The sequence below is a fragment of the Methylobacterium sp. 001424705 genome, assembly GCF_059816145.1.
The window spans coordinates 49402-60309 of the sequence record NZ_JCBANU010000029.1; the positions used below are offsets into that span (position 1 = coordinate 49402).

Genomic DNA, 10908 nt, shown 5'->3' on the forward strand with positions numbered 1-10908 from the left:
CGGGCCCCCGCGAGGAGGTCCGGCGCCGCGTTCAGGTCCTGCGATCGGCCTTCGCGATCAGTTGCGGCCCGCGCCGCCCTGCCCGCCGCTGCGCTCGCCGCCACCCATGCTGCCGGCCTTGCCGCCCTGCGCGCCGGCATTCGGGCCGCGCTCGGCCCCGCCGGTCCGGTTGCCGGTGTTCATGGTGCCGCGCTCGGCGCCGCCCGAGCGGTCGGCCGCGTTGCGGATGCCCGAGCCCTCGGTCCCGCGGTCGCGGTTCGTGTCGCGCTCGGCCGAGGCGCCGTTGCGGCCCCCCTGCTGGCGGGTGTCGGCGTTGCGGATGCCATCCCGCGACGTGGTCTCGGGCGAGCGGACGTTGCGCGTGTCGCGCCGCGCGTCGGTACGGGACGAGACGGCCTTGCCGCGGAAGCCCCGCTCCTCGAAGCGGGCGCCGACGGTGCCGCCCCGGCGTTCGGTCACCGTCAGGCGGCGATACTCGGGCGAGCCGTAGACCACGCGCTGGCCGCGCACCACGACATAGCGGGTGCCGGGACGGCGGGTGGTCGTCTCCTCGACGCGGACGAGGCGGCGGTACTGGGGCGAGCCGTAGAGGACGCGCTGACCGCGGATGGTGACGTAGCGCCGGCGTGCGCGCTCGACCACGCGGTCGCCGCCGCGATGCTCGATGGTGACGAGGCGGCGATATTCCGGCGAGCCGTAGACCACGCGCTGGCCGCCGATGAAGACGAAGCGGCCCGAGCGGCGTCCGCCCTCGAAGCGTTCGCTGCGCGACTCGCTGCGGGTGTTGACCGAGACGCGGTCGCGCTGCTCGCGGCCGCCGACCCGGTCCTCCCGGGACGAGGTCCGGGTCGCCCGGTCGCCGCGCGCACCGTCGCGGTCGCCCCGGTCCGCGCTGCGGGCCTGCGAATCCTTGTTCTGCGAATCTCGGGCCTGAGAATCTCGGGCCTGAGAATCTCGGGCCTGGGAATCCCGGCCCTGGGACTCGCGGGCCGCCGTGTCGCCGCGCCCGCCGCTCTCCATGCGGCTGCCCTCGCGGCGTCCGCCCGCCTCGGCCCGTCCGCCCATCTCGCTGCGGGCGCCGCCCGAAGCGCCCTCGGCGCCGCCCTGGCTGTGGGCGGCGGCCCCACTACGGCCGCCGGCCTCGCTGCCGCCGGCGGTGCCGGCCTGGCCCGCGCCCTGGGCGTAGGCTGACGTCGTCATCAGCAGTGCCGTCAGACCGACGACGATATTCTTGCTGACCAGATTTTTGCCGACCACGAATGTCTTCATCGACGTTCCTCCTGAGCTCTTGTCGAGCACTCTTGAGAAACCCCAAACGTCGAAACCTGAGAAACGGTTCAAATGCGAGGCCCGGCAGTGGGCGCGAGCATTTGCGGCGTCTTGTCCTCGTCAAAGGTCAAGCTTGGCGATGCTGCCGCGACGCCTGTCGCGGCAGCCCCGGATCAGGGGCCCGACTGGGCTGCGACTTCGGCTTCCACCGCCGCCGGATCGAGGTCGTAGCGCCGTGAGCAGAACTCGCAGGTGATGCCGATGCGCCCGTCATCGGCGATCATGTCCCGGCGCTCCTGAGGCGAGAACGAGGTGATCATGCCCATCACCCGCTCGGGCGAGCAGCGGCACTGCTCGTGCACCGCCTGCGCCTCGAACACCCGCACGCCGCGCTCGTGGAACAGGCGGTAGAGCAGGCGCTCGGCCGAGACCTCCGGGTCGACGAGCTCGTGGTCCTCGATGGTGGAGACGAGGCTGCGGGCCTCGACCCAGGCGTCGTCCTCGGGCACGCCGTTCGCGTCGAGGTGGACGTGGCCCTCGGGGATGTCGCCCGGGGGCAGGTCGGCGAGCCGGGCCCGGTCGATGGATTGCGGCAAGAACTGCACCAGGAGGCCACCGGCCCGGTAGGTCCGGGCGCCGCCGGCATATTGCTCGGCCACCGCGAGGCGGACCTGGGTCGGGATCTGCTCGGACTGGCGGAAGTACTGGTGCGCCGCCTCTTCGAGGCTCTGGCCCTCCAGGGCGACGACGCCCTGGTAGCGGCTGCTGGTGGGACCCTGGTCGATGGTCATGGCCAGGTGCCCCTGCCCGATCAGGTCCGGGTCCTGGAGCGGGCCGGCCCCGAGGGCGTCCACCCGCGCGGTGTCGAAGCGCGCCGTGGCGCGCAGGCGGTCGGGCGCCTCGAAGTCGACCACGATCATCTCCACCGGGCCGTCGGTCTTGGTCTGGAGTTGGAAGCGGCCCTCGAACTTCAGGGACGAGCCGAGGAGCACGGTGAGCGCCGCCGCCTCGCCGAGGAGGCGGGCCACCGCATCGGGATAGCCGTGCCGGCGCAGGATGGTGTCGACGGACGGGCCGAGACGGACCACGCGGCCGCGCACGTCGAGGGCCTCGACGGCGAAGGGCAGCACCACGTCGTCATCGCCCTCGATGAGGAGCGGCGGGACGGATCCGGCGGTCGTTCCAGCAGGCATTCCAGAAGTCATGGCAGCTCCGATCGGGCTCGACGAACGCGAGGGCTGGGCCACGGACCGCGCGACCCCTCGGGGGCGGGGTCGTGAGATCGCCGAACGGTCTCGGCGGCGTACCGGTCGGAACGGCCGCGCGCGTCGCGCGGCCGCGCCCAACCCTCAGGGAAGAATGGTCCCCATATAGGGATCCGGGCGCGGCGGCGCGACGGGGCGGGGATGCGGCCCGTGCACGGGTGGTCCCAGGCCACCCCCCGGGGGCGTTCCCGGCCGTCAGAGGCCGTGGGCCTGCAGGCACCAGGCGAGGATGCCCTTCTGGGCATGCAGGCGGTTCTCGGCCTCGTCGAAGATCACCGATTGCGGGCCGTCGATCACTTCGGCGGTGACCTCCTCGCCGCGATGGGCCGGCAGGCAGTGCATGAAGATCGCGTCCTGGGCCGCGGCGGCCATCAGGCGGGCATCGACCCGGTAGGGCACCAGCAGATTGTGCCGGTGCTGGTCGTCCTCGTCGCCCATGGAGACCCAGCAATCGGTGACCACCGCGTCCGCTCCGTCCACCGCTTCGTAGGCGTCGGTGGTGACGTTGACGGTGGCGCCCTGCGCCTTCGCCCAGTCGAGGAGCGGCTGGGGCGTCGACAGCTCCGGCGGGGCCGCGATGTTGAGGGTGAAGTCGAAGCGCGCAGCGGCGTGCACCCAGGAGGCGAGCACGTTGTTGGCGTCCCCCGACCAGGCCACGGTGCGGCCCCGGATCGGCCCGCGATGCTCCTCGAAGGTCAGGAGGTCGGCCATGATCTGGCACGGGTGCGAGACCTTGGTCAGGGCGTTGATCACCGGCACGGTGGCGTACTCGGCCAGCTCCAGCATCAGGCCGTGGTCCAGGATGCGGATCATGATCGCGTCGACGTAGCGCGAGAGCACCCGGGCGGTGTCGCCCACGGTCTCGCCGCGGCCGAGCTGCATCTCGCTCCCCGTCAGCATCAGGGTCTCGCCGCCGAGCTCGCGCATGCCGACGTCGAACGACACCCGGGTCCGGGTCGAGGGCCGGTCGAACACCATCGCCAGGGTCTTGCCGATGAGGGGGCGGTCCTCGGCCAGCGTGCCCTTGCGGCGGCGCGCCTTGATGCGGGCGGCGGCGTCCAGCACCGTGCGCAGCTGCTCGGCCGAGAAGTCCTTGAGGTCGAGGAAGTGGCGGGTTCCGTGGCCGGTCCCGTTCAGTGTCGTGGTCATCGGTCCGTTCTTCGTGTGCGTGGTCCCGGTCAGGGCAGTTTCGGTCGGGGCGGGGCGGCGTCGCGGCCGGTGCGGCCGTCCGGTGACGCGCCCGGCTCCTGGCGGTTACTCGGCGGCGCCGCGCAGGCGCGTCCCGAGCCGGCCGGCCGCCGTGTCGAGGCGGGTGACCGCCTCCGCCACGTCGGCCTCGGTGATGATGAGCGGCGGCAGCAGGCGCACCACGTTGTCGCCCGCCGGGATCACCAGCAGATGCGCGTCGCGGGCGGCGGCGGCGAATTCGGTGTTCGGCACGTGGAGCTTGAGGCCGAGCATCAGGCCCTCGCCGCGGATGTCCGCGATGACGGCCGGGTGCCGGTCCTGCAGGGCGGCGAGGCGCTGCTTCAGGATCAGGCCCATGCGCTGGACATGGTCGAGGAAGCCGTCCGCCAGCACCACGTCGAGGACGGCGTTGCCCACCGCCATGGCCAGCGGGTTGCCGCCGAAGGTGGTGCCGTGGCTGCCCGCCGTCATGCCGCGTGCGGCGTTCGCCGTGGCGAGGCAGACGCCGAGGGGGAAGCCGCCGCCGATTCCCTTGGCCGCGCTCATGATGTCGGGGGCCGCCCCCGCCCACTCGTGCGCGAACAGCTTGCCCGTGCGCCCGACCCCGGTCTGGACCTCGTCCATGATGAGCAGGATGCCGTGCGCGTCGCAGAGTTCGCGCAGGCCGCGCAGGCATTGCGGCGGCACCGGGCGCACGCCGCCCTCCCCCTGGATCGGCTCGATCAGGATCGCGGCCGTCTCCGGGCCGATGGCGGCCCGCAGGGCCTCGTGGTCGCCGAAGGGCACCTGGTCGAAGCCGTCGACCTTCGGGCCGAAGCCCTCGATGTACTTCTGCTGGCCGCCGGCCGCGATGGTGGCCAGGGTCCGGCCGTGGAAGGCGCCCTCGACGGTGAGGATCCGGAAGCGCTCCGGGTGGCCGTCGGCGGCGTGGTACTTGCGCGCCATCTTGATGGCGGCCTCGTTGGCTTCCGCCCCCGAATTGGCGAAGAAGGCCACGTCCGCGAAGGTGGCGTCCACGAGGCGCCGGCCCAGCCGCTCGCCCTCGGGGATCTCGAACAGGTTCGAGGTGTGCCAGAGCTTCTGCGCCTGCGCGGTCAGGGCCTGGACGAGGTGCGAATGGGCGTGACCCAGGGCGTTCACCGCGATGCCGGCGCCGAAATCGAGGTATCGCTCGCCGCTGCGCGCCTCAAGCCATGCGCCCTCGCCGCGTTCGAAGGCGATGGGAGCCCGGGCATAGGTCGGCAGAAGGGCGGATGTCACGATCCCGTCTTCCCGTGTGTCTCGCGGGCACGCGAGACACGCGACCGCACCAAATGAAAGTGCCGCCTCGGATGGGGCGGCACGCGCGCGATTACTAGAGAAATGGCCAATTCTGTCAACGACAGACCGGGTTCACAGCCCTGACATGCCTGCCCATTAGGCTGTTGCACGCGCGCTGTGCGGCCCGCCTCGGGTCATGCCTTGCACCCTGCGCCCGGAAGTGCTCAGAGCCGCGTCACGCCGGCCGGACGACCCGCGGCCGCCCAGCAGAGGAACGACGCAGCATGAGCACCGTCACGGAACGCCTGGAGGCCCTCGGCCTGACCCTGCCCAAGGCCGCGGCCCCCGTCGCGAACTACGTGCCCTTCGTGCGCAGCGGCAACCTCGTGGTGATCTCCGGGCAGATCTGCTTCGGGGCCGACGGCCGAATCGCCGGCGCCCACACGGGCAAGCTCGGGGCCGAGGTCTCGGCCGAGGACGGCATCGCCGCCGCCCGGCTCTGCGCCCTCAACGTGCTGGCCCAGCTCCAGGCGGCGGTGGGCGACCTCGACCGCGGCGTCGTGCAGTGCATCCGCCTCGGCGGCTTCATCAACGCGGTGCCGACCTTCGCGGGACTCGCCGGCATCATGAACGGTGCCTCAGACCTCATGGTGGAGATCCTGGGCGACCGCGGCCGCCACGCCCGCTCCACCGTCGGCGTCGCCGAGCTGCCCCTCGACGCGGCCGTCGAGGTCGAGGCGATGTTCGAGGTCAAATGAGCCCGCCGACGGCCCCCAACGCCCCCGACTGGCTCACCGCCCGGCCCATCGCCCATCGCGGCCTGCACGACCGGGCGGGCGGCGTGCCCGAGAACACCCTCGCGGCCGCCGAGGCGGCGATCCGGGGCGGCTACGCCATCGAGTGCGACGTCCAGCTCAGCGCCGACGGCGAGGCGATGGTGTTCCACGACGAGACCCTGGGCCGCCTGACCGCGGCCGGGGAGGCGGTGGGCGCGCGCTCCGCCGCGGATCTCGGCGCCCTGACGGTGGCGGGCAGCGCCGAGCGCATCCCGACCCTGCCGGTCTTCCTGGCCCGGATCGGCGGGCGCACGCCCCTCGTGATCGAGGTGAAGTCGCGCTACACCGGCGACCTGCGGCTCGCCGAGCGCGTGGCCGCCCTCGCGACCGCCTATGACGGCCCCGTGGCGCTGAAATCCTTCGATCCGCAGATCGTCACCGCCCTGCGGACGCTCGCGCCCGGGCTCCCGCGCGGCATCGTCGCCGAGACGCGCCAGGACGACCCGGCCTACGCCACCCTGCCCCCGAGCCTGCGGCGCGCCCTCCCGGCCCTGCTGCATTTCGACGAGACCCGGCCGGACTTCCTGTCCTGGCGGGTGGACGACCTGCCCTGCGCGCCCACCGTCCTGTGCCGGCTCCTGGGGCAACGCCCGGTGATGACCTGGACCGTGCGCAATCCGGACCAGCGCCGGCACGCCGCGATCCACGCCGACCAGATGGTGTTCGAGGGGTTCTGCCCGTAGGGCGCCGCTCGCCCCCTGCGACGGCGCGCGGCCCCGCGCCGCCCTTGGCCCGCCGGGCTCCGGGGACTAGATTGACCCGCGATGGACATTCCCGGCGAAACACAGCGTTCCGGCGAAGGCCCCGGCGCCCCGGCCGAGACCGTGACGGAACTGCAGGTGCGCGCGGTGCCGGGCCTGGCTGGGATCGCGGCGGCCGAGTGGGATGCCTGCGCCACCTCGGCCGAGACCCTCTCGGGCGGCGACGAGACCCACAATCCCTTCCTCTCGCACGCCTTCCTGTCGTCGCTGGAGGATTCGGGCTGCGTCTCGCGCAAGACCGGCTGGCTCCCCCTCCACGTGGCGGTGGAGCGCGAGGGCCGCCTCGTCGGGGTGGCGCCCTGCTACCTGAAATCCCACAGCCAGGGCGAGTACGTCTTCGACCACGGCTGGGCCGACGCCTACGAGCGGGCGGGCGGCAGCTACTACCCGAAGCTCCAGGTCAGCGTGCCCTTCACCCCCGTCACCGGCCCGCGCTTCCTCATCGCGCCGGGGCAGGACGTGAACGAGGCGGCCTCCGCGATCGTGGCGGGCCTGCGCGCCCTGCGGGCCGAGACCAAGGCCTCCTCGATCCACGTCACCTTCATGCAGGCGCGCGAGTGGGACCAGGCCGGGGCGCTGGGCTTCCTCCAGCGCGTCGACCAGCAGTTCCACTGGGAGAATGCCGGGTACGGGACCTTCGCGGATTTCCTCGGGGCGCTGGCGTCGCGCAAGCGCAAGGCGATCCGGCGCGAGCGCCGCGACGCCCTGGCGCCCGGCCTCACCATCGAGCACGTCACCGGCGCCGACCTGACCCCAGCCCACTGGGACGCGTTCTACGAATTCTACGCCGATACCGGCGCGCGCAAGTGGGGCCGGCCCTACCTGAACCGCAGGTTCTTCGGGCTCCTCGGCGAGCGCATGCCCGAGCGGGTGCTGCTGGTGATGGCCAAGCGCGCGGGGCGCTACGTCGCCGGCGCCATCAACCTCATCGGGGATGTGGCCCTCTACGGCCGCAACTGGGGCTGCGTCGAGGACCACCCGTTCCTGCATTTCGAGGTCTGCTACTATCAGGCCATCGACTTCGCCATCGCCCAGGGCTTGAAGCGCGTCGAGGCGGGCGCGCAGGGTGAGCACAAGCTCGCCCGCGGCTACCGCCCGGTCCTCATGCACTCGGCCCACGACATCGCCGACCCGGCCCTGCGCCGGGCGGTGGCCGATTACCTGAGGCGCGAGCGCGAACACGTGCTGGAAGCCGCCGAAGTCCTGGACACGCTGACGCCCTTCCGGCGCGAAGCCTTGCCGGAAGCGTCCGAAGAACCGGCATCCGACTTGCCTGGGGCCGAGCCGGAGGCGAATCCTTCCGGTTGAGGACGCCCCTCCGACCCAGCACAGCCCGCCCCCCAGAGGCGCGAGAGCCCAAGGACGATCCGTGAGCCCCATCGACCGCATCAAGACCTTCGCCGATGACCTCGTGGCCCTACGCCGCGACTTCCACGCCCATCCCGAGCTCGGCTTCGAGGAGGTCCGCACCTCCGGCATCGTCGCCGCCGAGCTGGCGCGCTACGGCGTGACCGTCCATCGCGGCATCGGCGGCACCGGAGTGGTGGGCGTGCTGGAGGGCCGCACCGGCTCCGGCCGGCGGGTCGGCCTGCGCGCCGACATGGACGCCCTGCCGATCGAGGAGGAGACCAACCTGCCCTACCGCTCGACGGTGCCGGGCAAGATGCACGCCTGCGGCCATGACGGCCACACCACGATGCTGCTGGGCGCCGCGCGCTACCTCGCCGAGACCCGGGATTTCGACGGCACCGCCCTGTTCGTGTTCCAGCCGGCCGAGGAAGGCCAGGGCGGCGCCCGCGCGATGATCGCCGACGGCCTGTTCGAGAAATTCCCCTGCGACGAGATCTACGCGATCCACAACCAGCCCAACGGCCCGCACGGCAAGATCAAGCTGCGCCCCGGCCCGGCCATGGCGGCGGCGGACTTCTTCGACATCCGCATCACCGGGCGCGGCGCCCACGCGGCCCAGCCGCAGCAGGGCATCGACCCCATCGTGGTGGGCGCCACCCTGGTCCAGGCCCTGCAGTCGATCGTCTCGCGCAACGCCGACCCGCTCAAGAGCGCGGTCCTGTCGGTGACGCAGTTCCACGCGGGCGCCGCCTACAACGTCATCCCGGAGGGCGCCCACATCACCGGTACGGTGCGGACCTTCGACGCGGACCTGCGCACCCTCGTCACCACCCGCATCCGGGCCATCGCCGCGGGCCTCGCGACCGCCTACGGGGCGACGATCGACGTCGACATCCGCGACGTGTTCTCGGTGCTGATGAACAGCCCGGAGCACGCGGCCGCCGCCGCCGACATCGCCCGCGAGCTGTTCGGCCCCGAGGGCGTCGACGACCAGTCGAAGCCGCGCATGGGCAGCGAGGACTTCGCCGACATGGTCGCGCGGGTGCCCGGCGCCTATGCGTGGATCGGCTCGAATCCCGGTCCCGGCCTGCACAATGCGAGCTTCGACTTCGACGACAGCATCATTCCCCTCGGCTCGGCCTTCCTCGCCCGCCTCGTCGAGCGGCGCACCGCCGCCTGACACGGGCGGTCATGGGGCATTGCGGATCGGGGTGGCGGGGCCTTAGGAAAGGCGCCCGCCTCCCGCACGCCGCACGGTCGATGTCCATGAACGAATTGCACGACCTGAGTCCGAGGGCGGCCGACGGGTCGCCCTACCCCCTGGCCCAGCACCGGGGGCAGGTGATCCTGATCGTCAACACCGCCTCGAAATGCGGGTTCACGCCGCAATATGCCGGGCTGGAGGCCCTGGCGCAGAAGCACCGGGCGGACGGCCTCGTGGTGCTGGGCTTTCCCTGCAACCAGTTCGGCGCCCAGGAGCCGGGGGATGCGGCCGAGATCGCCCGCTTCTGCAGCCTGACCTACGACGTCAGCTTCCCGGTCCTCGCCAAGGTCGCGGTGAACGGCCCCGCGGCCGACCCGGTCTTCGCGCATCTGACGCAGGCGAAGCCCGGCCTCCTCGGCAGCCGCGCCATCAAGTGGAACTTCACCAAGTTCCTCGTCGGGCGCGACGGTCGGGTGATCGCCCGCTACGCGCCCTCCACGAAGCCGGAGGCCCTGGAGGCCGCCATCGCGGCCGCCCTGGCGGAGCCCGCGCCCGCCTCCTGAGAGGCGACCCGCCCCGGCGGAGGGCGCGCGACGGGGCGATCGGACCGGCCGCGTCCGGCCCCGCGCCGTCCCGCCGGCCGGAACGCGCCGGCCCCGCCGCCACGATCCCCAGCCGGATGGGCGCGATCGGCGGCCAGGGTTAGGAAAGTCCTTGCCAAATCCCACAGGCGCCGGAACCGCTTGACCCGACAGGGGTCGCGCCGGTCCGACCGGCCGACCGGCGGCTCTCCGGGCCCCGATGCCGGCCCGTCCGGCCCGCGCCCGCAACGATCCGGTAAAGAATTCGTTAGCCGGCGTTCAGCCTTGTCATGCCAGAAGCTCCCGACGGACTTGCCGGATCGTCCCGGCTGCGGTGCGATTCGGAGAGGTGGGGACACGGCATGGCTGCAGGCACGGGGCGATCGGCATCGGCGAACGGCGAGGCGGGCGCTGCGGCTCCGGGCCGGGCCATGCCCGAGGCGGTGCGACTGCATCTCGGATCCGAGCTGAAGGCCTTCTACGCCGCGGTTCTCGCCGAGGCGCCGCCGACGGCCCTGCTCGACCTGATCGTCCGGCTGGAGGTCCACCCGCCCGCGGCCGCGGACTTCCGCGCCGCGCTGCTCGACGCCCTGCCCGGCCTGCGCGCCTTCGCGCTGTCGCTCGCCGTCGCGCCGAATGCGGCCGACGACCTCGTGCAGGAGACGCTGCTGAAGGCCTGGGCCAACCGGCACCGCTTCGAGCCCGGCAGCAACCTGAAGGCCTGGCTCTGCACCATCCTGCGCAACCAGTTCTACACCGAGTGCCGCAAGCGCAAGCGCGAGGTCGAGGATGCGGACGGTGCCTTCGCCGCGAAGGTCGTGGCGCCGGCCGCGCAGGAGGCGAGCAGCGATCTGCGCCGGGTCTGGCAGCATCTCGGCAAGCTGCCGCCCGCCCAGCGGGAGGCGCTGGTGCTCGTGGCGGCGCAGGGGATGACCTACGAGGCCGCCGCCGCGCTGATCGGCTGCCAGGTCGGGACCATGAAGAGCCGCGTCAGCCGGGCCCGAGCCTTCCTCGTCGGGTCCCTCGGGATGGAGGCGCGCGAGGCGGCGTCCTGAACCGGCATTGCGGGCGCTGGCCGGCGTGGTCGCCTCGGGGGCCGCGATGATGCCCTTCGACCCGGCCCGGGCCCTGCCCCGCAGGCCGGGAGCGGCGCGGAAAAGCGTAATGCCGGGGTCTCGGCGACGGTTCCGGCCG

10 protein-coding genes are annotated in these 10908 nt (G+C 72.7%); 6 read left to right on the plus strand and 4 right to left on the minus strand.

Annotated features, from left to right (window positions below):
* Window positions 1–57: 57 nt before the first annotated feature.
* From AC6EUL_RS19525 to AC6EUL_RS19540, 4 genes are all read right to left on the minus strand, one after another.
* On the minus strand, window positions 58–1269 hold the full coding sequence (locus AC6EUL_RS19525; RefSeq protein ID WP_499872102.1) for a hypothetical protein: 1212 nt from the start codon (window positions 1267–1269) through the stop codon (window positions 58–60).
* A 173-nt stretch (window positions 1270–1442) separates the two neighbouring features.
* Window positions 1443–2462 (minus strand): Hsp33 family molecular chaperone, encoded by a 1020-nt coding sequence (locus AC6EUL_RS19530; RefSeq protein ID WP_499872104.1) that lies wholly within the window; start codon window positions 2460–2462, stop codon window positions 1443–1445.
* A gap of 267 nt (window positions 2463–2729) precedes the next feature.
* Complete coding sequence (gene argF / locus AC6EUL_RS19535; protein ID WP_056214080.1) at window positions 2730–3683, minus strand: ornithine carbamoyltransferase; 954 nt, start codon at window positions 3681–3683, stop codon at window positions 2730–2732.
* A gap of 105 nt (window positions 3684–3788) precedes the next feature.
* The gene (locus tag AC6EUL_RS19540; protein WP_499872106.1) at window positions 3789–4982 is read right to left on the minus strand and encodes an aspartate aminotransferase family protein; all 1194 of its coding nucleotides are present in this window, start codon (window positions 4980–4982) and stop codon (window positions 3789–3791) included.
* 284 nt (window positions 4983–5266) lie between these two features.
* Here AC6EUL_RS19540 and AC6EUL_RS19545 point away from each other — a divergent pair, with 284 nt between their 5' ends.
* From AC6EUL_RS19545 to AC6EUL_RS19570, 6 genes are all read left to right on the plus strand, one after another.
* On the plus strand, window positions 5267–5740 hold the full coding sequence (locus tag AC6EUL_RS19545; protein WP_056214073.1) for a RidA family protein: 474 nt from the start codon (window positions 5267–5269) through the stop codon (window positions 5738–5740).
* Complete coding sequence (locus AC6EUL_RS19550) at window positions 5737–6501, plus strand: glycerophosphodiester phosphodiesterase family protein (RefSeq protein ID WP_499872109.1); 765 nt, start codon at window positions 5737–5739, stop codon at window positions 6499–6501. The genes AC6EUL_RS19545 and AC6EUL_RS19550 overlap by 4 nt, the downstream gene beginning before the upstream one ends.
* An 81-nt stretch (window positions 6502–6582) precedes the next feature.
* Complete coding sequence (locus tag AC6EUL_RS19555; RefSeq protein ID WP_156389586.1) at window positions 6583–7887, plus strand: GNAT family N-acetyltransferase; 1305 nt, start codon at window positions 6583–6585, stop codon at window positions 7885–7887.
* A 61-nt stretch (window positions 7888–7948) separates the two neighbouring features.
* Complete coding sequence (locus AC6EUL_RS19560) at window positions 7949–9109, plus strand: M20 aminoacylase family protein (RefSeq protein WP_056277748.1); 1161 nt, start codon at window positions 7949–7951, stop codon at window positions 9107–9109.
* A gap of 86 nt (window positions 9110–9195) precedes the next feature.
* Complete coding sequence (locus AC6EUL_RS19565) at window positions 9196–9696, plus strand: glutathione peroxidase (protein WP_056214253.1); 501 nt, start codon at window positions 9196–9198, stop codon at window positions 9694–9696.
* Between the two features lie 380 nt (window positions 9697–10076).
* A complete protein-coding gene (locus AC6EUL_RS19570) occupies window positions 10077–10769 on the plus strand; it encodes a sigma-70 family RNA polymerase sigma factor (RefSeq protein WP_056349868.1) in 693 nt (230 codons plus the stop codon).
* The last annotated feature ends 139 nt before the right edge of the window (window positions 10770–10908 follow it).

Coding starts and splice junctions, on each gene's coding strand:
- AC6EUL_RS19525 (WP_499872102.1), bottom strand. CDS start 1,269: ATGAAGACATTCGTGGTCGGCAAAAATCTGGTCAGCAAGAATATCGTC.
- AC6EUL_RS19530 (WP_499872104.1), bottom strand. CDS start 2,462: ATGCCTGCTGGAACGACCGCCGGATCCGTCCCGCCGCTCCTCATCGAG.
- argF (WP_056214080.1), bottom strand. CDS start 3,683: ATGACCACGACACTGAACGGGACCGGCCACGGAACCCGCCACTTCCTC.
- AC6EUL_RS19545 (WP_056214073.1), top strand. CDS start 5,267: ATGAGCACCGTCACGGAACGCCTGGAGGCCCTCGGCCTGACCCTGCCC.
- AC6EUL_RS19550 (WP_499872109.1), top strand. CDS start 5,737: ATGAGCCCGCCGACGGCCCCCAACGCCCCCGACTGGCTCACCGCCCGG.
- AC6EUL_RS19555 (WP_156389586.1), top strand. CDS start 6,583: ATGGACATTCCCGGCGAAACACAGCGTTCCGGCGAAGGCCCCGGCGCC.
- AC6EUL_RS19565 (WP_056214253.1), top strand. CDS start 9,196: ATGAACGAATTGCACGACCTGAGTCCGAGGGCGGCCGACGGGTCGCCC.
- AC6EUL_RS19570 (WP_056349868.1), top strand. CDS start 10,077: ATGGCTGCAGGCACGGGGCGATCGGCATCGGCGAACGGCGAGGCGGGC.